14 protein-coding genes and 1 pseudogene are annotated in these 23,675 nt (G+C 52.1%); 7 read left to right on the top strand and 8 right to left on the bottom strand.

All coding sequences use genetic code 11. From position 1 onward, the window contains the following. The 4 genes and pseudogenes from BUF15_RS28640 to BUF15_RS21835 all read left to right on the top strand — a co-directional run. Positions 1-144, top strand: a pseudogene (locus tag BUF15_RS28640) (IS256 family transposase); the annotation flags it as partial. Between the two features lie 530 nt (positions 145-674). After that, on the top strand, positions 675-1,940 hold the full coding sequence (locus tag BUF15_RS21845; protein ID WP_200802450.1) for an integron integrase: 1,266 nt from the start codon (positions 675-677) through the stop codon (positions 1,938-1,940). 229 nt (positions 1,941-2,169) lie between these two features. Continuing rightward, positions 2,170-3,030, top strand: a complete 861-nt coding sequence (locus BUF15_RS21840) for a DUF2156 domain-containing protein (protein WP_073615842.1) — start codon at positions 2,170-2,172, stop codon at positions 3,028-3,030. 251 nt (positions 3,031-3,281) lie between these two features. After that, a complete protein-coding gene (locus tag BUF15_RS21835; RefSeq protein WP_073615841.1) occupies positions 3,282-3,932 on the top strand; it encodes a class I SAM-dependent methyltransferase in 651 nt (216 codons plus the stop codon). 61 nt (positions 3,933-3,993) lie between these two features. On the opposite strand, the gene BUF15_RS21830 is transcribed toward BUF15_RS21835, so the two are convergent. Both BUF15_RS21830 and BUF15_RS21825 read right to left on the bottom strand, forming a co-directional pair. Then, positions 3,994-4,347: a translation initiation factor Sui1 gene (locus BUF15_RS21830; RefSeq protein ID WP_073615840.1), complete on the bottom strand. Its 354-nt coding sequence runs from the start codon at positions 4,345-4,347 to the stop codon at positions 3,994-3,996. 16 nt (positions 4,348-4,363) lie between these two features. Continuing rightward, the gene (locus BUF15_RS21825) at positions 4,364-6,556 is read right to left on the bottom strand and encodes a DNA topoisomerase 3 (protein WP_073615839.1); all 2,193 of its coding nucleotides are present in this window, start codon (positions 6,554-6,556) and stop codon (positions 4,364-4,366) included. Between the two features lie 265 nt (positions 6,557-6,821). On the opposite strand from BUF15_RS21825, the gene BUF15_RS21820 reads away from it, so the two are divergent. Next, positions 6,822-8,120 (top strand): CDP-alcohol phosphatidyltransferase family protein, encoded by a 1,299-nt coding sequence (locus BUF15_RS21820; protein WP_073615838.1) that lies wholly within the window; start codon positions 6,822-6,824, stop codon positions 8,118-8,120. A 240-nt stretch (positions 8,121-8,360) separates the two neighbouring features. Next, positions 8,361-8,693 carry a hypothetical protein gene (locus BUF15_RS21815; RefSeq protein WP_073615837.1) on the top strand — a complete coding sequence of 111 codons (333 nt, stop codon included), beginning with the start codon at positions 8,361-8,363 and terminating at the stop codon, positions 8,691-8,693. A 58-nt stretch (positions 8,694-8,751) separates the two neighbouring features. Here the strand turns inward: BUF15_RS21815 and BUF15_RS21810 are convergent, their stop codons facing one another. Next, on the bottom strand, positions 8,752-9,126 hold the full coding sequence (locus tag BUF15_RS21810; RefSeq protein WP_073615836.1) for a hypothetical protein: 375 nt from the start codon (positions 9,124-9,126) through the stop codon (positions 8,752-8,754). Positions 9,127-9,444: 318 nt separating this feature from the next. Then, positions 9,445-10,047, bottom strand: a complete 603-nt coding sequence (locus tag BUF15_RS21805) for a superoxide dismutase (protein WP_073615835.1) — start codon at positions 10,045-10,047, stop codon at positions 9,445-9,447. A gap of 709 nt (positions 10,048-10,756) precedes the next feature. On the opposite strand from BUF15_RS21805, the gene BUF15_RS21800 reads away from it, so the two are divergent. After that, positions 10,757-11,029, top strand: a complete 273-nt coding sequence (locus BUF15_RS21800; protein ID WP_073615834.1) for a hypothetical protein — start codon at positions 10,757-10,759, stop codon at positions 11,027-11,029. A gap of 121 nt (positions 11,030-11,150) precedes the next feature. Here the strand turns inward: BUF15_RS21800 and BUF15_RS21795 are convergent, their stop codons facing one another. From BUF15_RS21795 to recC, 4 genes are all read right to left on the bottom strand, one after another. Beyond that, on the bottom strand, positions 11,151-14,798 hold the full coding sequence (locus tag BUF15_RS21795; RefSeq protein WP_073615833.1) for a DUF3683 domain-containing protein: 3,648 nt from the start codon (positions 14,796-14,798) through the stop codon (positions 11,151-11,153). A 465-nt stretch (positions 14,799-15,263) separates the two neighbouring features. Further along, positions 15,264-16,922: an exodeoxyribonuclease V subunit alpha gene (gene recD / locus BUF15_RS21790; protein WP_073615832.1), complete on the bottom strand. Its 1,659-nt coding sequence runs from the start codon at positions 16,920-16,922 to the stop codon at positions 15,264-15,266. Continuing rightward, on the bottom strand, positions 16,919-20,452 hold the full coding sequence (gene recB, locus BUF15_RS21785) for an exodeoxyribonuclease V subunit beta (protein ID WP_073615831.1): 3,534 nt from the start codon (positions 20,450-20,452) through the stop codon (positions 16,919-16,921). Before recB ends, recD begins: the two co-directional genes overlap by 4 nt. Further along, positions 20,449-23,619, bottom strand: a complete 3,171-nt coding sequence (gene recC / locus BUF15_RS21780) for an exodeoxyribonuclease V subunit gamma (RefSeq protein WP_073615830.1) — start codon at positions 23,617-23,619, stop codon at positions 20,449-20,451. The genes recB and recC overlap by 4 nt, the downstream gene beginning before the upstream one ends. Positions 23,620-23,675: the final 56 nt, after the last annotated feature.

Below are 23,675 nucleotides of genomic sequence, written 5' to 3'. Positions count from 1 at the left end.
CTCGGCCAGAGCGCTCAGAAGAAATGGCGTCGGCTAAGGGGATTCAAGCTGCTTGCTGAGGTCATTCGAGGGGTGAGATTCAAGGATGGCGAGAGGGTTGAACCAGTAAAAGAAGGTGAGCTGAACAGGGTGGTCAATATCTAAGAATGATTCTTCAAACACCAGACTTGACTATAACTCCTTCTTCCAAGAGCACAACGTTTAATATGTGGAATCCACTTTTTGGGATGAATTCCACCCAAATCACAAATTCAGACTGTACCTGATCTAAGGTAGCCAAACTGAAATATTCGATACGGCATCGTTCTCGCCAACGTCCATGTAATAGAAATGTAAGAACAATGTGAGATGATAGCTCAACACTTTCGTCGAGGCAAGCAAAAACACCGCAGTACGGCACAGCTGCATTTGCAGGTTATTTACGTATTATATGGAATCCACATAATACGCAAAAGCATTATACCGTTGGCCAGGAATACTACTTATTCTCTATGTTTTCCTTCTCAAACATTCCGTATAATGCGAAATATCTCTTGTTATCCAGCTCCGTAATAACTGCAAATAACAACTATTCCACCTGATTCATATATCATATCAAGTCATTAGACAGTGCACATTTTGGGGATTTTCTGTTATGCAGTCACATCGTCCCTCCCGGTAAAGAAATTTTTCTGATGCACTGGGTAAAAAAATTCTTCCAGTATCGTAATCAGGTTCCTGAAATGCGTTGGCATGAACAATTGCCTCTTTTCCTCTCTCACCTTGAGGCATCGATACCAATTCAACCATGGCAAATACGACAGGCCGATCAAGCTGTCCGCGTATATTTTACAAATTATCTCAGTGCAATTTCCGCATCCCACTCCCCTGAGTTTGATTCTGATAAATCACTGCATATCAAGAAATATCCTATGGCAGAAGCCTCCATTAGCTACAGAGAACTCCTTCGCATCAAGCGATATGCACGTTCCACTGAGAAATCTTATGTTGCCTGGATCAATTCCTTCCTTGCATATTGCTGCAGGCATCAAACAAATCCTAAAAGCACAGCGGAAATCACACCTCAACACGCGAAAGATTTTCTCGCCCATTTAGCTCTGAATAAAAACGTATCTGCATCTACCCAGAATATTGCCTTTAGTGCTTTACTTAACTTTTATCGTCTCGTTCTTCAGCTAGACCTCTCTGACATGAAAGAACATGTCAGGGCAAAAACCGGTCGCAAACTTCCCATTGTATTTTCTGTAGATGAAATACGAAAGTTGTTTGCTCATGTCTCTGGAACAACAGGACTCACACTTAAGCTAATCTATGGGGCCGGTCTCAGAGTGAATGAATGTTGTCGGTTACGTATTCAGGATATCGATTTCAGTCAGCAACTTGTCTATGTCCGGGATGGCAAAGGAGGAAAAGACAGGACCACCTTATTACCCACGACCCTTATTGAACCACTGCAGCAACATCGAACCCACGTCCTCGATCTCCATTCAGTCGATCTCGCTGAAGGATATGGCTCAGTGTGGCTGCCCAGTGCACTCGATGCCAAATATCCGCAGGCTTCAACAAAAAAGGGATGGCAGTGGCTGTTCCCTTCACAAAACCTTTCAGCAGACCCTGAAAATGGCGTTATTCGCCGCCACCATATTTCTTCATCAGCGATACAAAAAGCGATGAAAACCGCAATCACGATGTCCGGTATTCACAAACATGCATCTGTACACACCTTGCGCCATTCATTTGCCACCCACCTGCTTCTCAACGGCATCGACCTTCGACAGATTCAAGAGCATCTTGGTCATTCACGTATCGAAACGACTATGATCTACACCCATGTCATAAAAGACATGCGCAACCCAACCACTAGCCCCCTTGACCTCTTGACCTCTTGGACACCTAACCGTGGGGTTCGTTGTCTCAAATACGCCATGACCTGGATCTGACTTTCAGTAAATCCTGCAGTATTTTACAAAAATCATTTTTTTCCATAATTTAGACTGGCGCTTGCGTCCTTGGTGTTGCATCATATAAGCCATCGTGTCCTGAATATATTTCTGATACAGGTGTACATGAAAAGATAAACATCGTTGTATTTGGCTGGATGGAGGTTTTAACCCTCACCCTGGCCAGACAGATATTCACCCACCCAATTCAACTCTAAACGAGCGTTCCATGAACGACATTCCCCAATACCCGGCCACCTGCCCACTCACCCTCGACCTGCGCCCTGTATTGCATGAGCTGTTACGGTTGCTGCCGGATGGAGTCTCTGAATTCACCTTTGCCAATCTCTATCTCTTTCGCGAGCGGCATAATTATCGCCTTTCCCGCTTGCCGGAAGGATTATTCATTATTTTAGGTAATGACGATGGCAGGCCATTTTTCCTGCTACCCTTTGGTCTACCGGAGCCTGTTACGCTGGCTCAGCTCTTTCATGATCACCAGCGAATGAAATGTGTTACCGACAGTCAAAAGGCGATTCTGGAACAGTTGGGATACACATTGATTGAGGATAGAGATAATTTCGACTACCTCTACCTGCGCACAGACCTGGCTGAACTGCCTGGCCGAAAATTTCACAAGAAACGCAACCTGATAAAAGGGTTCATCAACAATCATGACTATACGGCAAAACCGCTTTTGGATGAACATATCCCGGCAGCTCTTGAAATTCTTGAGAGATGGCGGGATGAAAATGGCGCACCAGGTGATTATACAGCTGCCCGTGAAGCCCTGGAAAAGTCGTGGGAACTGCAACTCTGCGGCGGCATCTACTTTGTGGATGATCGTCCCGCTGGCTACACCCTCGGGGAAGAGCTGGCCAATTCAACCAGTTTTGTTATCCATTTTGAGAAGGCCGTTATAGAGTACAAAGGTATTTACCAGTTCATCAACCAAACCTTCGCCTCGATTTTGCCTGACTTCTATCAGACTATCAACCGCGAGCAGGATCTTGGCGACCCGGGTTTACGGCAGGCAAAGCACAGCTACAAGCCTTCCAGCTATGTGGTTAAGTACCAGGCCACCCTTTAAGGCCACCTTAACGTCAGGACCGGCCGAGAGTTCGAATACCCCTCGGCTGGCCTTATTGCAATACGATCTCAGCATCATCGTCTTCCATTTACCCAAGCCATCTCCTGACAAATAGAATTTGCTATTTGGCCACCGCTGCTTATGCTGTGAAAGTGCACTTTCGTTATGCACCACTCTCAGTGGTCAGCAATCTCAGCGTTTTCGCTTCGATCCCAGCCAGGGCACTGTAAACCTCCACGACCCGGTATTTCATGGCCCCTTTGCGGTTTCGCTACCAGACTATAGAATTCGGAGATACCGATATTCACCTCCGCACGCTCCGTGACAATCAGCAATTCTCAGACAATGATGATATTGCCGCCAATCTTGGGATCTGCTCGGCAGCCTGGCCCATGTTCGGTGTGGTCTGGGTCTCAGGAGAGGTGCTCGCTCATCTGATGTCCCGGTTCAGCATCGCCGGCAAACGGATTCTCGAGGTCGGCTGCGGCATCGGCCTGGCCAGCCTGGTCCTGAACCATCGCCTTGCCGATATCACTGCAACTGATCATCATCCAGAAGCAGGAGCCTTTCTTTCCGAAAACACAAAGCTAAACAACGGTCCGGCCATACCTTTTGTCAGAACCGGCTGGACGGATGAAGAGAGCGACCTGGGCGAGTTCGACCTCATTATCGGCAGTGACCTGCTTTACGAAGCCGATCACGCAACATTGCTGGCTACCTTTATAAATCAGCACGCGCTGCCAAGATGTGAAGTGATCATCGTCGATCCCGGTCGGGGACACAGCAACCGTTTCGGACGGCAAATGGTGGAGTTGGGTTATGAGGAGGGAGGAGGAGAAACAGTGGATGTAGGACTGCTCAGCCGGCCTTTTCAGGGCCGGATATTACAGTATAGTCGTTAAGCTGCATGCTATGCAGGCATGACGCTACGCTGCCGTGAACCTGGAAGGAAACAGCAACGACTCAACCGCCCGCAAGTTTTACCGTATAGCCGGCCTGTTGAAGAAGTTCGCGCAACAATTCCCGATGGTCACCCTGAATCTCGATCACCCCATTTTTAATGGTGCCGCCGGTGCCGCATTTCTGTTTCAGGTTTTTGGCAAGAACCTTCAGTTCCGCCTCGGCCAGTGGCACCCCGGAAATAAGTGACACACCCGCCCCTTTACGTCCTTTGGTCTGCCGGCTGATCCGCACCACCCCGTCATTCGGTACAACCTGTGCTTTTTTGCAGCTGCACTGTTTGGGCGGCTGTCCGCAACCTGGGCAGAGTTTTCCCGTCTCTGTCGAATAGACCAGTCCCTGTCGTGTTTTTTTCATATGTTTCTCATCCAAGTTACGCCTGCGGTGAAGTTGCTTTGTCGTTATCCGCTTCCGGTCGGCTCTGGTTGTTCTGAAAGACCAGTTCCGCGCCTGGTTTCCCGTTTTCATCACGCCGCAAAGGGCATTTTCCTTCCCGACCAGTGGAACAGCCCCAGAAATAGCTGCCCATCCGTCGGTTGCTCTCATAACGGATCAGATATCCTTTGCCACAGGTTGGGCAGGGAGGACCGCTGTCCGGCCGCTCCATAAAGGCGGCGCCAGGTGCACCATTATAGTCGGACCGCGGCGGGCACCCCTTTTCGCGCCCTTCGGAGCAAACCCAGAAATATTTCCCCTTTTTGTTCTTTGACTCCAGTCGTGATAGCCGTCCACCGCAGAGGCAGCGGTAGACCTTGCCGGTAACCTTTTCAGAAAAGCGGGTGGCAAGCGCATACCGCACCATATTGGCCATCCGCCGGGTCAGCTCGGCGATAAATTCCTCTCGACCCAGCTGCCCTTCACAGATCCGATCCAGCGCATCTTCCCAGATTGCCGTCATACCGGGATTCTTGAGCGTCGGATGGATTTTGTCGATCAGCTCGCGGCCCAATGGCGTGGAAACGAGCACCTTGCCCTGCTTCTCAAGGTAGTTGCGATTTTGCAGCTCGCCAATAATATTGGTTCTGGTGGCGGAGGTACCGATGCCGGAGTTCTCTTTGAGCCGCGCCTTAATGACCGGATCCTCAACAAACTTGTGTACCTCGGTCATAGCCACCTGCAGCGATGCTTCGGTAAACCGACTGGGCGGTTTGGTGAACTTCTGCTCTTTTTCCACATCGGTGATATTCACTTCATCACCTTTCGCCACCACGGGCAAAATCTTTTCCTTGGTCTGCTGATCGTTTAAGACCATCCATCCCAATTCCTTAATGGAAATGCCGGTGCCCTTCCAAAGCTCATCCTCAACCTTTACCACGACGTTGCTCGAATAGTATTCATAGTCGGGATAAAACTGTTTCAAAAACCGCCGAGCCACAAGCAGATAGATATTGCACTCCTCTTCCGTGAGGTTTTTCGGCATGACCTCGGTGGGGATAATACCATGGTGGGCCTCGGCCCCCTGCTTGCTGGTATCCCAGGCCGGAGACTGGATGGTGGGGTCGGCGTCGTGCGCGCCTTCGATATTCTGGGCCCGCAGGGTCTGCAGCACAGAGGGCGCGTCTTCGAACATCTCGTTGGGCAGATAGCGACATTCGGTACGCATATAGGTAAGCACCTTGTGCCGTTCATAGAGCCCCTGGCCGATATCCAGCGTCTGCTTTGGCGAGTAACCGAACTTGTCCTCGGCCTTTTTCTGCAGATCGGATAAGAGAAAGGGCAACGGTGGTTTTTTTCGCTTCAGGGCTTGTTCCCTGGCAGTCACAACACCGGTTTTCCCCAGCACCTTCTCCCGCAGCTGATCGGCAGCTGCTTCATTAACCAGCCGCCCTTCGGGGTCGAGCCCCAAGGCGAGTTCATCGGGCATCCAGGTGGCAACAAATGGGCCTTCGGCATGTTCCACCGTGGCCCGCATGACCCAGTAGGGCTTTTTCACAAACTGCTCAATCTCGCGATCGCGATCCACAACCAGGGAAAGTGTCGGGGTCTGCACTCGCCCGGCAGAAAGCAGGGTATTGGATTGCCCGGCGGCAATGGTGAGCGCCCGGGTAACGTTTATCCCCACCAGCCAATCGGCATTGGAGCGGCAGGTGGCCGCGTCACGAATATTTTTAAACTCTTTGTTGTCGCGAAGATTTGCAAAACCCTTTTTTATTGTCCGCACATCAAGGGCCGATATCCATAATCGTTGGGCCGGGCCGGTATAGCCAAGATAATCGAGCACCTCGTCGATGATCAGCTGGCCTTCACGTTCCGGATCGCCTGCATTGATAACCTTCTCGGCCTTCTGCAGGAACCCCTTGATAATACCGAGCTGTTCCATGGTTCTGGGAATCGGCTCAAGTATCCATTTCTCAGGGATGATGGGTAGATCAGCAGCCCGCCACTGCTTATAGCGCGGGTTGTAGACGTGCGGTTCAGCCTGCTCCAGGATATGGCCGATGCACCAGGTACAGACAACATCCCCCTGGCAGACAAAATACCCCCTGCCTTTACCGGTAATTCCCAGAAAGGTGGCCAGGTCTTTGCCGACACTCGGTTTTTCCGCTATGAGCAGGGTCATCCCCATCGTTACTTCTCCTCGGTTTCATCGGGTAGCGCTGAAAAGATGGCGCGATTGTGGTCGTCTTTCCTATCCTGTTTGGCAGAAAAAATCAAAGTTCTCTCACCCTCGTTGCCACTTTTTTGTCTCGACACCACAGGAACTGCCGCAACTTTTTTCTCATCAATGGACTATTTGCCGGTAAAATGGTAAACAGTCCACCGATAGAAATGTGACCGTTGATCCGGCCAGCCCGGGCAGCATCCCAAACGCACCTCACCCAGAGTAGACCATGGAACGATTCATTGTAATTGCTGCTGCCGGCGCTATCGGCACTGCTTTTTATATCTGGTTCAGCCAGATGATGAAAAAACAGTCGATGCACGACTATATCTACGCCCATCAGTGGCTGCTGCACCCCAACGCCATCTGTTACTGGCGAACCGGCATGGCATTCGTTGGCCTGGTATTGTACTTTTTCACCGGCTTTCAGGCTGCCGCCATTTTTATTTTTACCTTTGCCGCTATTCTCGACGGCGTTGACGGCATCGTAGCAAGAGGCTGCGGACTCGGGACAAAATGGGGGGAATGGCTTGACCCCATGTGCGACAAGTTGACCTATCTGCCGCCGCTCATCGGCTTTGCCTACAAGGGCATTCTAGGGATCAATCTCATCTGGATCCTGGTGGCGATTGAATTTGCCGGCCAGTTTTTCGCCCGGCACATCCTCAAATTGCTCAATGTCTCAGGCGCGGCCAATAATTTCGGGAAAATCAAGGCCATTATCTGCTTTGCCCTGGTGATCTTCTGCGCCCTCTTAGACGAGAACCGAACGATCATCAATCTGGGCGACGAGGTGTTGACTGCCTGCATCATCCTCTCCACCGCCTCGGTGGTATTTAAATTCATTCCCAATCGGCTCTATGCCGATATTCTCTCAACCCTGAACTTTATTTGCGGCGTTACCAGCCTGGTACTCACCAGTCAGGGGCGGTTCGCCTGGGCCATCTGCATTATTATTATGGGCCAGCTCTTTGACCTGTTCGACGGCCGGATGGCGGAAAAACACGGTGGCACCAAATACGGGCCGTATCTCGATGACATTGCCGATTTCGTCAGCTTCGGCCTGGCACCCGCGTATGTGATGGTAAAGGCCGGCGGCTCATTCGCCTGGATCTTTGGTCTGATCTTCATTGGCGGCGTAGCTTTCAGACTCATTCGCTTCGTCACCACCGACAAAGACCGTACCGATCTGCCGCCCGGCATCTTCAACGGTCTGCCCAGCCCAGCCGGGGCACTGATCGTACTCGGGGCTGCTCTGATCTTTCCGCCCAACATCCTATTAGGGGTCGCCATGATCTCGGTGGCGTTGATGGTGAGCCATATCCGCTTTGCGCATTTCGGCCGCGTGATTCTAAAAGAGATGCCGCGCCCCTTATTTTTTCTGACCAGCGCCACCATTATCGTCGCCCTTGCGTATGTCTTCAAAACCAAAAACGCCGAAATGTTCGGTTATCTGATCCTGACATCTGTAATTTTCTACATCTTTGCCGGTAGAAAATGGCATGCTCCATCGGAAAGTGAACAGTAGGATTCAGCAGTATTTTTTCGCGACCACCGGGCCACAGGCCCGGTCCCGCAGCCCTGTCCGGACAATATTTTACGTGACAGCCCCGGCAAATGTCTTAAAATATACGGTAGATGCTGGACTTACACAGCAAGGGACGGACAGGCTTTTCCATAGATAGACGACCGCGAAGTCACCGTATACGATAACGCAATACCTTTAGGCAGCACCCGGTTTTATTGCACAGATGTAGATGTAACCATCATGTTTCAACCACTTGACTCCCCACAGCCCAAACAACTGCCCCGTACTGTCGAAGAAGTCGTCGACATCCTCTTCTCCGATCTACTCTTGCGAGACCGCGTAATCATGGCCACGCTCTCCGAAGAAGAGCTCGACTCTTCGGTTTATCTGGCTCTTGCCAAGTCTATTCGAAAGGAATTCGGGCTCTACAACGGCAACGATCACCTCATCGAATCCTGCCGTTCGTATCTCGGACGAGAGTATGACAGCTTTGAAGATCCCGCAATGGTGATCATCAAAGAACTGTGGAGGAAGATTCGGGCCAATCATCACCTGCGGCTGGTGAAGGCATAGCCCGAATCGCTTCGTTGCAGGGCCGATTCCCCGCTCCATTTTCCTTCAGAGAGAATGGTTACATCCGAATTTTGGCCTCGGTCTTCTCCGGATTCTTCTCAAGGTGCTTGTATCTGTTGCAGGCAGAAGTCGCAAATCTGCCGACAATATGCGGCAGGTCGGATTCGCCCCATATCGAGGCGAATTGTGGGTTGGACACCAGGTTATCATGTAAAACAAACCGCGGTTCGACATCACTTTCCATGAGGTGATTCAGCCGGATATCCTCATACCGTGGCTTCACCTCCCCTTCACTTGCTTTGTTCACCAGATCCTGAATGGTGTGCACAAAGAACTTCTTCACATCCTCAGTTGATTCAGCACTGCCGATCTGTTGCCTGAAAGCGGGCAAGAGTTCCTTTTCAATTTTTGAAAACGAATGCTGTACTGTCATGTACACTCCTCCTGTCAGAATGGGCAAGAAACGATAAGGGCATCATGGATAGAGCGGGAAATGAGAGATGCTGCCAGCCATCTCCATCAACCAGTCAGGCTTGCTCAATCTCAATGTATGCTTTACCAAGGTCCCTGTCAATGCAACCTTCCCAGAGCACAACCGGCAGGCAATCGTTATTGACAGCAAAGTACAGAGCTGTGAAACAATCCACAGGCTCCCATGAGCTGTTATGCAAAAGAAAACTGCCCTCAAGTCGGAAAACCTGGAGGGCAGTCGTGGAGAAGGAGATGTTATGTCTTTTTTGAAAAATTGCTTTTAACCGGCAGCCTCGTAGTACTCGTTCACCTTCTCCCAGTTGATGACCTGAAAGAACGCCTCGATATATTCCGGCCTGCGATTCTGGTATTTGAGGTAATAGGCATGCTCCCAGACGTCGATGCCGAGAACCGGCTTTTTGCCGAGGGTTAAAGGGTTGTCCTGATTCGCAGTGGTCACAATGGCAAGACCACTCTCCTCTCGAACCAGCCAGGCCCAGCCACTACCGAAGAGAAGTGCGGCACTGGTGGAAAACTTCTCCTTAAATCCCTCAAAACTGCCAAACTGCTTAACGATAGCATCAAATGCTGGCCCTGCCGGTACAACATTTTTTTTCAGCATCGGCCAGAAAAATGAGTGATTGGCATGTCCGCCGCCATGATTCCGAACGGCGGTCCGGATGGTTTCCGGCACCTCGTTCAGGTTGGAGACGAGCTGTTCTGCGGTGTGACCGCCAAACTGCTCATGACCTTGCAGGGCTCCATTGAGTTTATCTACATAGGTTTGATGATGCTTGGTATGGTGAATTTCCATGGTCTTCGCATCGAAATAGGGCTCAAGTGCATCATAACCATATGGTAAATCTGGTAATTTATGACTCATATCATCCTCCAGATAAGAAAGTGGGATACTTCAGCTGTGTGACGCTTCCAATGCGCCAGGAACAATATTCAGTACATTGGCAGTCACAACTACCACAATGTGGTCACACGGAGAACTTGTCAAGTCAGGACTTACAGGAAGTTGCCAATGATATGCAAATTAAAACAGACACATAAATCAACCTACCTTCAAAATTCATCGTTGAATGGAGCAGATGCATCGATTGCCACTACTCTTCAGAAATAGAGGGCAACAGGCTCAAGCAGAATACAGATATACGGCTTCAAAGCCATTACACTATTGCCAATCAAGAATACGACAAAATGGGATAATGATAGAAAAACAGCCTCTTCCGCACCTAACACGCTCTAGCATTTAACAAAATCACAGCCACCTTGTGGCATTCACAAGCACCCCAACGCACATAACCTCGATAATCCGTTATTTTTGCAATGTGCATTCATTTTATATGGCATCATTTTTTGCTTCCGTGCATAATAGGCGCCTATTGTGTTTGTCCCGTAACAATCCTACCCAACCACCCATACCGGTTACGACAACACATTTTTTGCGTTCCTCAGATCGCAATCCACGTATTGCAGGTGAAGTCTCGGAAAATACTGCTGAGGCCATACGATTTTTGCTACACGGAGCTGAATGTCCACTGGGTCTTTAGCTTATAGCTTTATTCTTGAGGTTGTTTTCGTTTATGAAAGAAGTCATCGGCTCATTTGCCGTAACCGATAAAACATTGCGGCAGCAGACGGTTGTCATTAGCCAGGAAATCACTCTCGATAAAACCGGAACACTGATAGCAACCAGCAAACACCTGAACCTCAACTCTGTGGATGGAGAAGAGGTTTTTCGTAGCGAGGACGACGGCACCCTTACCCTCGCAAACGGCTCCATCCTCAAAAAATCAAGTAACATCCGACTCGGCCCTCCTGAACCACACAGTTCGCATCCAAGAAGATCGGCCTAACGCCTGCACATCCTCCTGCTTACCAGTGCAGCTTGAGGATTTAGCTTCAAAAAAAAAGCAGAAGCTCCGAGTCACCGGAACTTCTGCTTTCGTTTTTTTGTGGCAGCAAATACTATCCTGATCAGAAGGTGACTTTTTCCACCCGATTACCAAGCAGTTCGGTAAATTCGCTTTCCCAGCTGTCACCGCCCAACGCTTTTGCCAACATCACCGCAAGATGCTCGGGTTTTACCCCGAGATCACGATTACGTCCTAATCCAGAAATACAGGAAGGACAGTTCGTAACGATGGTCGGCTCACCGTTTATTCCGGCTTTCGCTGCCTCGATCGACTCGCGCTTACGCTGCATCATCTTATAGCTGATATCCGGCCGGGAAATGGCCAGCGTCCCCGCTTCGGAACAGCAGTTAGCTGCATGTTTCACTTCACCTGCGATCTGGCGCACCAAAGAAACACCCTCACCTTCCAACGAATCGTGGCAGGGAGCGTGATAGAGAACCGCACTGTTTTTCTGGCCTTCAAAATTCCGGCTGCTGTTTTCCAGGACAAAGCGGGAAACGTCCTGAACCTCGCAATCAAAAATCTCCTCGGCACCGGCATCATGAATGGCCTCACGACAAGTACCGCAACTGATAACGAACTTATCAAACACCAGATACCCGAGCATCTCTCTGATCTGACTCAGGATAATGGTGTTTCTGAGAGTAATCTCATCATGCATCTTTTTCTTGGCGTTCACCTTCGACGGGAACCCGCAGCAGAGAAACGGCGGTGGCAAAACGACGCGCACATTATTCTTTAACAGAATGTAGATGGCCGCCATGCTGATGTTTGAATAGAGCCGCTCCGAGCCGCAACCGGGGAAGTAAAATACGGTCTTCACCGGTTCACCGGCCGGTTTGAGCATCAACGCCTCGTTTGCCAGACATTCCGGCAGCCATGCCCACAGTGTCTTGGTCGGAGCCGGCATCATCGGCGACTTGAGCATGGTGACATACTGCCAGTCTTTTTCTTTCAACTTCTCCGGGACTTTCTGCAACAGGCGGGTTCCAAGCTGCTGCAATTCGCTTCCCCACTCCAGCACGCCCTTCCTGAACACCGAATTGAAGACCTTGTTACGGTTCTTCAGATAGGTGAGCGAAAGTTGGGTGGCCGGTGCGGTATGCTTGTAACCGAGATCACTCAGGATGGAACGCTCAAGCACGCTCACCTCAGCCGTATCGATATTGACAGGACAGGGTGTGAGGCATTTGCCGCACATGGTGCAATGGTCTGCAATCTCTTCCAGGTTCTTCATCTGGTTGAACCGTGGCTGGTGCGAACGCTGGATATCATAGAGCAGTGCCTCGATCAGTGAGCCAATCACCATGTTCTTGTTTCGCGGATGCATAAAGATGTTGGACCCGGGATAGTAAACGCAACAGCCAGCCATGCATTTGCCGCAGCGCACGCATTTGGAAATCTTGGCAGCAAGTGTTTCCAGGGACCCGTGTTGTAAAATCCGTGCTTCCAGCTCCAGCAGATTGAACGAGGGGGTAAACACCTTATTGATAATTTCCGGATCACTGAGCATACCGGGGCTCATCAAGCCGCGCGGATCAATCGCTTTCCGGTAGGCAGCCAGTTCCTGCCGACGACTCTCCTCTAAGAATTTCATCTTCGTGATGCCGATGCCGTGCTCACCGCTTACCACACCATCCAGCTCAACCGCCTTGGCCATCACATCTTCAGCGGTTTTCTCGGCTCGACGCATCATTTCACGGTCATTGGAAAATACCGGGATGTTGACATGGTTGTTGCCGTCACCAGCATGCATGTGGGTGGCAATGACAATACGCTTGGACCGTACCTGACGATAGATCTCCTCGATGGAGGCCAGTACTTTCTGGTAACCGGAGAAGAGCTCAAGCAGATCAGCCATCAGCTTTTTAATATACGCCTCATGCCGTACCGACTCCTTAGTGCGCAGGGCAAGCTTTGACAGAGTATCCTGACAGAGGTCCATTGCCTTCGGAATCTTGGCTTCGAGCCAGTCCGGATCCTCGATCGGCTCTGCTGTCCGGAGATAGCCAATAATGGAGTGGATCACCTGCTCTTTATTATAGATGTCCTCCTCAATATTGTAGTTGTCGACAAAGCGGGTAAACTCCGCCAACGCCGACAAGGGCAGCACGATATCCTCATTCAGCTTAAAGGCGTTGGTGCGGGCGGAAATGGCTCCCAACCGCTTTCGGTCACGCCAGAAACGGGCGGCCTCATCAGCGTCCTGCGCGGTAAATATCTCGGTATTGGCGTAGTTGGCAAGAAGCGTCTCAAGGCGCTTTCTACCTCGGTTGATCTGGTCGCTGTTATGGCCGACCATATCAATGAGCAACACCGCCTTGGGATGCTCGCTGCGGGCCGCTTTGAACTTGTATTGGATGGCCTTGATATACTCCTCGTCGAAATGCTCGAGTGCGATCAACGCCTCTTCACCTTCATTGGTGAATTCCTCGGATATCTCGACGATAACCTTACTCGCCTCGTCCATATCCTCACCATAGAATTCAAGGCAGAAGGTGATCTTACGCTCGTAGGCTTTGTAGAGGACAAACTCGGCTGAGGTTATTACACCGTCGACACCTTCTTTCTGCAGACCGGGCAGACCTTTTAACGCCTTATTGGTGATATCCTTCCACAACCCTTTCTTGCGGATATCTTCACTGCCCAAATCAATACGCTTTTTCAAAGTATCAGTCTGGTCGGTAACCTCGTAGCTAACAGTATCCCCAGGCAGGATCTTACGCATGGGATGCTCGATGCGCCGGACGTTGACCAAACCCTTGCCGGGCATAGCGATGTTAAACGACAGCAGGTTGTCGATGGCAGTTCCCCAGAGCACTGCCGTCTTGCCGCCGGCATTCTCGGCGATATTGCCACCGATGGTGGAAGCCCAGGCGCTGGTGGGATCGGTGGCGAAAACCAGTTTGTCTCTGGTGGCACAGGCCATGGCGTCGGAAGTAACAACACCAGCCTCTACCTTCATCACCGGCACCATCCTGTCGCCATTGGTCAGGTGGGAAAATTCACGGTATTCAATGGGGTAAATTGTGGTCAGCTTCTCGGTGTTGATGATGACACAGTCCGCCGCCACCGGTACACAGCCACCGGTAAGACCGGTACCGCCGCCCCTCGGGATAACATGGAGACCCAGTTCATCGATTGCCGCCATCACCGGAGAGACCTGATCTTCGGTTGCCGGCCTTACCACAGCCACCGGCAGAAACAACCGCCAGTCAGTAGCATCGGTGGCATGGCTGATCAGGGTGAATGGATCGAACCAGACGTTCTCTTTGCCGACAATGGGCGTGAGTTTTTTCAGGATCTGCGAACGTCGTCCCTGAACATTGCTGATTTCCGTCTTGAGTTTTGCCAGACGATCCCGACAGATGTTGACGAGGTTCAAGACCTTGGTCGATTGCTCACTACCTGTCCGGCCGATGGTTGCCGCCTTCTCGATAATCGAAAGGTCTTCTTCCGCAGTCTTGAAAAACTGCTGCCGCCTCCGCTGGGATTCAATCAGTTCCTGATAAAGGAAGGGGTTGCGATGCAGGATGAACAGATCGCCCATAAAACGCATGACCAGCCGGGCTGAGCGCCCGGTAATCCGCAGATTGCGCAGTTCCTGCAAATCATCCCATACCTCCTGCCCAAAGAGCTGATTAATGATCAGCCGATCATCTGCCGAGGTAAAGTTATAGGGAATCTCTCGATAGTCCTTCTTCTGCATCTTCGTTCCACCTTTTTGTGCAATCCCTGTCGGTTCGTCAATCAGCACCGAGACGTATGGGGTCAATAGTATACATTCATTTATTTTCAGGGCATCGGGATGCCTGCCGGATGGGCCTGATCGTCTCACCCGCCCTTAGCGTTGTAAGCCGCACCACCTTCGGCCATTCTACGTTTTTCGTAATTTCAAGCCACATCTGCTGCGTTTCCCACGACAAAGCAGTCGATAAAAGCATCATTACTGCCACCACTTTACGGATTCCGCAGTTTCAAAACCACTGATGACACCACTGCATCACCGCTCGAAACCGGGACAAAAAACACCCGGAACAAACGGAAAACCTGCCAATCAACGGCGTACATTCATTGAGACGAGGAGCTGTGCGACCAGGATTTTATTCCGGATATTCGCTGCACTAGCAGCAAACAGATGGGGCGCAGAAGAAAACAAATAGACTCCATTCAATCACAACCGTCTGCCCTCTCCCGCGTGATGCAGCATTTCAGCAAGTCCGCTGGAGCGTGGGTAATCGGACTGGAGAGCATACACTAAAATCTTTTTCGATGCTACTATCTGTACACATTCTTTTGCACGGGTTACGGCGGTGTAGACCAACTGCCGATTTAGCAGCCGGCTCTCTTCTTCGGGAAGCATCACCACCACCTCACGAAATTCCGACCCCTGACTCTTGTGGATCGTCATACCGTAGACCGTCTCACAGCTGGGAATCCTGTAGGGAAGGCAGCTTCTATAGCCACCATCACCACGTTCGAACCACACCTTCATCCGCCCGTCCGTTGGATCGGGTAGACAGATGCCGATATCGCCGTTAAAGAGCTCGAGAGAATAATCATTGGCCGTCACCATTACGGGCCGCCCCAGGTACCAGGGGTCGGATGTGACATCGTAACCCGCTATTTTCAAGTGATTTTCAACAGAAGCGTTCACCCCGGCAACGCCTCGTGCTCCATGCCGCATGGCACAAAGGACCCGGAAGGCGCCAAAGGCCTGAAACACCGCATTCATGCCACGATCCCGATGGTGAACAGCCACTTCCATATAAGCGTTATATCGCTCTGCGACCACCCCGAAATACGGATTCCGCAGCAGGGTCACATTGTCATGTTCACCACCGTTCAATAACTGCCAGGCCAGCTCGCCATCCCCCGTATTGATGGCCTGAGCCAGCGCCTTAATACCGGTATCGAAGCGATAACTTTTTTGCAATTCCACAGTATTCTCTGCCAGGCTCCGGATACAGTCTGCCAGTACTGATCCGGATTCCACTGAGGCAAGCTGGTCCTTATCACCCAGCAGAATGAGCCGCGCACGTGGCATGAGTGCATCAACGAGCTTACTCATCATTGCCAGATCCACCATCGACGCCTCGTCCACCACCACCACATCCCATGGCAAGGGATTGTCATGGGTATGACGAAAGCCGGGGCGATTGCGTTGGACGCCGAGCAACCGGTGAAGCGTGGAGGCGGTGGTGGGGATTCTATCGATAATCTCTTGTGGAAATGTAAGCCCAGCCAGACTGTTGGCTATGGATTCCTGCAGCCGCATCGCCGCCTTGCCGGTAGGCGCTGCCAGGGCAATACGCAATTCGCCACCCAGCGCCTCAATGAGCAGACCGATAATCTTGACCACTGTGGTAGTTTTGCCAGTACCAGGCCCGCCCGAAATGATGGCGAGTGATTGCTGCAAGGCAACCCGTGCTGCCCTTTTCTGATAATCCGGTTCTTTTCCATCGGGCCCGAAGCAATAATCCAGCAACTCATGACAATTGGGAAGAGCGTGACTGATCCCGGCCAATCGTGCGAGCTGATCAGCCAGACGGGATTCATAACGAAAATAACGGTGCAGATACAGACGATCATGGGCAAGGATCAGCGGGGTCTCATCTCCAGATGAGATCAGTGCACAACATGAAAGCAGCTCCCGGTCTTCCGGTGAAACCGGCAGACAGCTATGCCCGCCGGCCATATCCATGGAAAGCAAACGTACCAGTTCTTCAAAACGCGATTTTTCTCGACCGTTCAGCCCCGAGCGCTCGGCCAGGAACCTGGCAAAATGGATATCGAGCAGCCGCGGCTGGTACTCACGGTTATCAGCGCTCATCGCCCACCTCCAACCGCCGTATCAAGTCGCGTCAGGATCTCCTGCGAGGGCAGGGCCGCATAGACCCCGTTACCGGGCATAGCTGGCGACAGACCACGGACAAAGAGATAGAGAACACCACCGAAATGTTTCTTATAGCTATATCCCGGCAACACATTGGCTAAATACCGGTGCAACACCAGAGTGTATATCCAGTATTGCAGGCCGTAGTTATGGGAAGCCATGGCAGAGATGAGCCTATCAGGCCGATAATCACCCATGTTGCCACCCAGAAAATTGGTCTTGTAGTCGAGGATATAAAATTTTCCATCATGCTCGCAAAACAGATCGACAAAACCTGTGAGATACCCCTGCATCACCTTCGGTGAAAGCGGCGTAACAGTGGTTTCACCGCTCAGGGCATCGTTTATCTTCCTGGTATCGAGCCGCTCCATATGAAAATAAAAGGGCATCTCACTAACAATGCGGTCCTCATCAAGCTGGGCCAAGGCAAAACCGCCTTCACCGTGGAGGAGCGGCGTAGTAACAATCGTCGCAAGAAATGCCTGCACAGTTGGTGTCTCAATAGCCATACCATAGCGTCGGCAAAGACGTGCCAGTTCCTCCCCATGAGCCGTCCCGGAAGCAAGAGAATGAAAGGGGAACAACTCCAGGGCGTCATGGATCAGATTACCGAAGCTGGCCCCGGCCGGCAACCCAGGATGCAGGATCTCCGGCCCTGGTTCAGCCACCGAATCTCCCGGTGGCTCTGCGCCATGATCTTCCTGCTCGCTCAACGAAGCCATAGCCGAGTAGCTAGACATCTGATAATTCGTAACAAGCGTCCTCTCGCCCGGCGACAAGGATCGCATAGCCAACTCATTGGCCGGTGGCTTCAGGTGATGGGCCGAAGATTCACTCACAGACAGCAGCAACCGGTACTCGACACCTGGATGGGCCGAAAAGGCCTGCAGTTTTTGCTGTTGTTCGGGAAAACCACCAGCGCCGTCAGGAAAAATCAAGTATCCCAGGGCGGATTCATGAGACGATGCCACCCTCCCTTTCACAGGCTTAACATCGGCCCACATAGTGTAACAGCAGAGTTCGGCACGGGTAAGCGCCACATAGGCCAGGCGCAGATCCTCAGCGAGCGTCTCTTCGGCCGCCTTCAGCCGGCGCTTCGCTATTTCGGCTGAACCCAGATCTATAACCAGGCCATCCTCTTCATGACAGCTCACCAGCTCCGCCCGTTGCTCCCGGTCGGAGCGATACCAGAGGAAGGGGCAAAAGACAATGGGGTACTGCAATCCTTTGGCGGAATGCATGGTGACAATGCGCACAGCCTGCTCGTCACTTTCCAGGCGCAGCTCCCGATCCTCATCACCGGATTTGCCGGCAATCATGGCCCTTAGCCAAACAAGTGTCTCGTCAGGCCCGAATTTCTCCGCTGTTTCCGTCTCCTGCACCAGCTCCAGTAGATGATGGATATTGGCAATGCGCCGTTCCGCCATCTCTGCTCGGGCCAGATTGAGATACACATCCTCATCGGCCAAAAGCCGGTTCATCATGGCAAGGAAGCCCTTCTCCTGCCAGCTTTGATGGTACGAGAGGAACCGGTTGAAACGATCGTCAAAGGCGGATTCATCCTCCCAGATGGCGAGCAAATCGTTGCCTGTAAGACCGAACCATGAAATGGTCATGGCCCGTTTGACGGAAAACATATCACCGGGAGTTGCCAGTGCAGCAAGGAGCGTCAGCAGCTCCTTGGCCTCTTCGGTTTCAAACACACTTTTTTTACTGCCAACTACCGCCGGGATACCAGCCCGCGCGAAAGCCAGCAAATATTCATCGGCATGGTGATTGCTGCGCACCAACACCGCAATATCCCGGGCGGCCAGTACCGTGGCACTGACAGCGCCGTCCTTTTCTTTTCGGCAGGTTACCGGGTTGGCATGATCAAGCAAACGGCAGACCTCAGCGACCACATATTCCCGGATGGACTCGGCGGCCTTACCGGAGGACCAGCGCCCCTTGTCTTTGTCGCTCTCCGCCAGCTGGCAGTAGACCATGACCGGCAGCCGCTCACCATTTTGCAACAGTTCACCATCCTTCTCACTTTTTGCCGGCAAAACAGGGTGAAACGGCAATGCATCATCGGGGAAACAAAACGGCGCGACTCGCCCGGAAAAGATGTTATTTACCTCGTTAACGAGGAGCGGGTGCGAACGATAGTTATGGGCCAGCGTTGCCTGATGGTGAGCAGCATTTCTTGCGGTAAAGTAGGAAAAGATATCTGCACCGCGAAAGCGGTAAATCGCCTGTTTGGGATCACCAATCAGGTAGAGGTAGTGGCTGCCGCCGCCAAAAAGGGTGGAGAAGATCCGCCACTGTGCAGAATCCGTATCCTGAAACTCATCGATCAGGGCCGCTGCAAACCGCTCACCGAGAATACGTTTGAGTCCTTCACCCTCATTGGCCAGCGCCAGGTCCAGACGAACGATCAGATCGTCAAACGACATGTGTCCCTGTTCCTGAAGTCGATGCTGCAGCTCCGCTCTGAGGGTCTTTGCCAGCTCTAAGCGCAAGGCAAGCAGGATGCTGCCGGTCATCTCCTGCACGTCCATAGCCAGCTGCTCGGGCAACGGCCATTCAGCCAGGAAATCATCTTTTGATCTTTTGCGAAACTTGTTGCCGTTCAGCCCTTCTAGTAAACCTTCACGGGTCAGATAGTCGAGGTGTTTTGGTAATCCCCCTTCTCCATCAAACCAGGCACTCAGGGAATCCCACCAGAAACTGAGCTCCTCGCTGAGAGCTTTTTTGAGCTGCCCCTCTTCCTGGGCTTTCTGGAAATAGCCATAAAGAACTGCAGAGGACTGTTGCCACCAGCTGGCAAGACGCAAAAAACATTTTTCAAACCGGGTGGTTGCCTCATCAAAAGATACACTGTCCGGCAAGATCCGACCATACGCTAAACCAGGCACCATGATGCTGGCAGCCAGTTCAGCCGGGGTTGGATATTTGTCGGCAACAATACCGCAGACCCTAGGTCCCAAGGGGTAGAGATGACTGCGCCAGAAATCTTCCACCAACTGGGTCCGCACCTGCCCCACATCAGCAAGGAGCTCCACATCAAAGAGCTGACCGCTTTCCAGTGCCTGCTCGGTCAACATCTGGAGACAGAAGGAATGGATGGTGAAAATCCCGGCGCGATCAATCAGTCCCAGAGCCTGGCGCAATCGCTCCAGCGCGGTTTGTCGGTCGGTAACAGTTGCCAGCCAGGCGTTGATGGTTGCATCGTCGGAAGATCCGCCGGTCAACAGGTTTCGCGCTTCCGCCAGCCGCTGGCGGATACGACTGCGCAGTTCTTCCGTAGCCGCTTTCGTGAAGGTGACCACCAGAATCTGGTCGATGGGAATGCCAAGTTCAGTCACGGCACGCAACACCAGCATACCGATGGCATAGGTCTTGCCGGTACCGGCGCTGGCCTCCACCAGATTAATTCCGCGTGTGAGCGGTGTCCGGGCGCAATCGAGAATGGCTTCCGCGATCATTCCGCCCTCCTGATGATCGGCTCAAGCACGATCTTGGCCAGCTCAAAAAAAGGCTCGTTCAAGAGTGTTGCCGTATCACACTCACGGAGCAGCAATGATGTCTCCCGGTCATATCCGGCTTCAAGAATCCGATCGAGAGCAGCACCGGCCGCAACTAGGGCCGCTTCCGGCTCAGCCTGTTTTTTGAGCCAGGCAATTCCCGGTTCGATATAGAGAGGGCTCGGCTCCCGGCAACCATTAACAAAGACCTCAACCATTGTTTCAAGATCAGGAGTACTCCCGCAACCTGCCGTAAACCTGAACTCACCCTCTTTGCCAAGCATCACCACATCTACTGCCCTGCCAGTCAGCCGTTCATAAAGAAGGTAGTGAAGCCAGCCAGAAAGCAGTTCACGGCCTGCAAGTTTGCCATACCGGAAGAGCAGAATGCCACATTCCTGGAGATTGGCCAACCTGCCAGTAAGGCGATAACCACCGACCTCAAGGTCAACCTCCAGATCGTCAACCCTCTCGCCAAACCCAAGCGATTCTATCCTCTTAACAAATCGCCGCAGATCCACTACTCGCTTCGAGAAACTAAGCCGGCCCGGCTCGCCGAGCGGCCAGCGGGCCTCGGCCTGCAGCTTGCGACACATGGTTGACGGATTATCCCCGGTGATCAATCGGGTAACCAGCTCCTGGTTGATGAGATAATCTTCCAGCCCGTTCTGGGCAAAAGGTTCGCTGTCCGCCACCACACCCTCGTCCGCATCAAGCCTGATCCCCAGACAGTCTCGCACGAACCAGCGCTGGGGGTTGCGATAGAAGGCAAAAAGATCGCGAACGGCAATCTCTTCTCTCACGATTGCCCTTCTGCCACTCCACCAGCGTCCAGGTTTATGATCCAATTCGCGAAGCGCTTGAGCAACCTGACAATATTTCTGGTCATAGCTGAAAAGACCGGGCTCTTCGCCGTTGAAATAGCGGCCGCTGAATGGATGGAGCGGATGTTTGACCTGCAGGTGCTTCGCCTGGTAACATCCTTCAAGTACTTCCAGCAGTTCGGTCACCACCACTGAAGGTGGCAGGGATTCGTTATTTTTTATGGACTGCCCGATGTAGCTGAGATACAACTGCTCGCGGGCCGCCATGATCGCCTCCAGGAACTGGTAGCGGTCATCCATTCGCTTCGACCGGTCTCCCGGCCGGTGGGCCAAACCCATCAGGTCAAAGGTGGCATGCCGGTCATCGCGTGGGAAGGCATTGTCATTGAGGCCAAGCAGACAGACCTTTGTAAAGGGAATCGAACGCATAGGCAGCATCGAGCAGAAGGTCAGCTGCCCCCGTAGAAAACCGGAACTCGACCGGGTCTCACGAGCTGTGTTCTCGATCCAGGCAGTAATCACCTTGAAATCTACAACACCCTGATGAAAGGCTCCAGCAGTCTCTCCAAGTTCCACCAGGAGTTCCTGAAGTTCAAGAAAGTCTTTGGAGATACCTCCATCAAACTGCCCCCTGAACAGCCTGCCAGCATAATCAATCAATAGTGCCGACCATTCTGACAAACTCTGGGGCGTGGCAAACATCTTCCGCGCCTCCTCCACCAGACTGACAAAATGGCAGAGTCCACCAAGAGCCGCCGCTCCACCACCCTCTATATCTCCATAGGGCAGGATATCGGCAACGAAGTCGTCACTATCAATGGCGTACCCCATCAACAGCCGTGCAAGTCCCGCCTGCCAGCTGCCCTCGTCGAAATCAGGCAGGCCACTCTCGGCACGCTGCCTGCCGGAAAGTCCCCAGCGAATACCTGCTTCAGTCACCCAGCGCTGCAGGTTGTCCAGATCACTCCGGCTCAACTCCAGATTTTCGGCAATGGTCGGCTCTTTGACCAGCTCAAGCATCTCATCCCAGGAGAACCGCCCCTGAAACAAGCCGAGAAAATCGGCAAAAGCGGCTAAGACACTGTTTCGCCTGCGAAGACTGCGATCGGAGATGGAATGTTGAATGGAATCGAAAACGGCAGGAATCAGCGCAGCATATTCCTGGATATCAGGCGCCATTACGACAATATCGCGGAGTTGCAGCTTCGGGTCGGTATAGAGCCAATGGAGAATGTGCTCTTTTAATACTGTTATCTCGCGCAGTTTTGAGTGACACGAAACCACATGAATAGAGCGGTCCTGCTCGTCCCAGTTGTTGCCTTCACAGGTCACATCCCCAGCCAGCAGATCAGACTGCAATCTATGCAACAAGGTTGTCTTCCCGTCTTCACAGGGATCGTGATAACTGGAAAACTCCATTTTGAAGCTGATCTGATCACCAAAAAGCATCCTTTGGAAATCACGGCCCTGTCGACCAAAGGAGACCAGTAAAGGATGGTTTTCCGGGGCGACATCAAGTGCCTGCGGATTGGCTGCAACACTCTCGGCAGGGGCCAGCAATCGGCCCCTGCGCAGTTCCAGATCGCCCCAATACTCGCGGCATGGCGACAGGACATAGAGATGCACATCCACATAGCGACCAAGTCCCTGCAGATAATCGAGGAAAAGCGGTGGCATAATAGAGAGTCCGAAAACGGAAACCCGTTCCGGCAATATGGCCGAAAGATCGTCGCTTTGCTGCAGTCGGCTGACTATGCTCTGGAGTACAGCTCCACGATGCTGGCCGCCCTCTGCCTGCAGCCTGCGCCAAAGAGAACACTGCCAGCGCTCATGAACATCACGGGTGACCAGCCGTTTTTTCTCCCAGGCTGCCAGCATATCCGGTCGCATCAGCTGGTATTGATCGAAGATATTTGCCAGTTGATCAGCCAGCTGGTAGCGCTTTAATGCAAGGTTCTCGCCCTGCAGATACTTTCTGACAGGCTGATACTCTTCTCCCTCAATATCACGCAACAGCTCCTCGAGCCGCCAGGTCATGGTTTTACGCTCGTAGCCGTCCGGTGTCACTTCCATGCCCAGCAACCTGGCGCTATACGTGAGAAAACCGAGCGGCAGGAAATACTCAAAATTGCACCAGCTGACAAAATTTGCCGCAAGCGTCTGGGAGACCATCCGCTCCATCCCCTGACTCTGTATGAGCAGGATCTCTTTGGCAAAGAGATTTCGCCGACCACCCACCCGCAACACTTCCACAAGGTGACGCAGCAGGTTTTCAGTGCGGTTGGAGACGTGAAGATACAACATGAATCAGCCCGGAAGTTTAACGTTGAAAAGGCTGGCAGCTACTTTTTGACAAAGCA

It is taken from the genome of Desulfopila aestuarii DSM 18488, from assembly GCF_900143695.1.
Lineage (GTDB): Bacteria > Desulfobacterota > Desulfobulbia > Desulfobulbales > Desulfocapsaceae > Desulfopila > Desulfopila aestuarii.
The sequence above is the reverse complement of the archived record's forward strand: the minus strand, read 5'-3'. Positions and strand labels throughout refer to the sequence as shown.

Coding starts and splice junctions, on each gene's coding strand:
- BUF15_RS21845 (WP_200802450.1), top strand. CDS start 675: ATGCACTGGGTAAAAAAATTCTTCCAGTATCGTAATCAGGTTCCTGAA.
- BUF15_RS21840 (WP_073615842.1), top strand. CDS start 2,170: ATGAACGACATTCCCCAATACCCGGCCACCTGCCCACTCACCCTCGAC.
- BUF15_RS21835 (WP_073615841.1), top strand. CDS start 3,282: ATGGCCCCTTTGCGGTTTCGCTACCAGACTATAGAATTCGGAGATACC.
- BUF15_RS21830 (WP_073615840.1), bottom strand. CDS start 4,347: ATGAAAAAAACACGACAGGGACTGGTCTATTCGACAGAGACGGGAAAA.
- BUF15_RS21825 (WP_073615839.1), bottom strand. CDS start 6,556: ATGGGGATGACCCTGCTCATAGCGGAAAAACCGAGTGTCGGCAAAGAC.
- BUF15_RS21820 (WP_073615838.1), top strand. CDS start 6,822: ATGGAACGATTCATTGTAATTGCTGCTGCCGGCGCTATCGGCACTGCT.
- BUF15_RS21815 (WP_073615837.1), top strand. CDS start 8,361: ATGTTTCAACCACTTGACTCCCCACAGCCCAAACAACTGCCCCGTACT.
- BUF15_RS21810 (WP_073615836.1), bottom strand. CDS start 9,126: ATGACAGTACAGCATTCGTTTTCAAAAATTGAAAAGGAACTCTTGCCC.
- BUF15_RS21805 (WP_073615835.1), bottom strand. CDS start 10,047: ATGAGTCATAAATTACCAGATTTACCATATGGTTATGATGCACTTGAG.
- BUF15_RS21800 (WP_073615834.1), top strand. CDS start 10,757: ATGAAAGAAGTCATCGGCTCATTTGCCGTAACCGATAAAACATTGCGG.
- BUF15_RS21795 (WP_073615833.1), bottom strand. CDS start 14,798: ATGCAGAAGAAGGACTATCGAGAGATTCCCTATAACTTTACCTCGGCA.
- recD (WP_073615832.1), bottom strand. CDS start 16,922: ATGAGCGCTGATAACCGTGAGTACCAGCCGCGGCTGCTCGATATCCAT.
- recB (WP_073615831.1), bottom strand. CDS start 20,452: ATGATCGCGGAAGCCATTCTCGATTGCGCCCGGACACCGCTCACACGC.
- recC (WP_073615830.1), bottom strand. CDS start 23,619: ATGTTGTATCTTCACGTCTCCAACCGCACTGAAAACCTGCTGCGTCAC.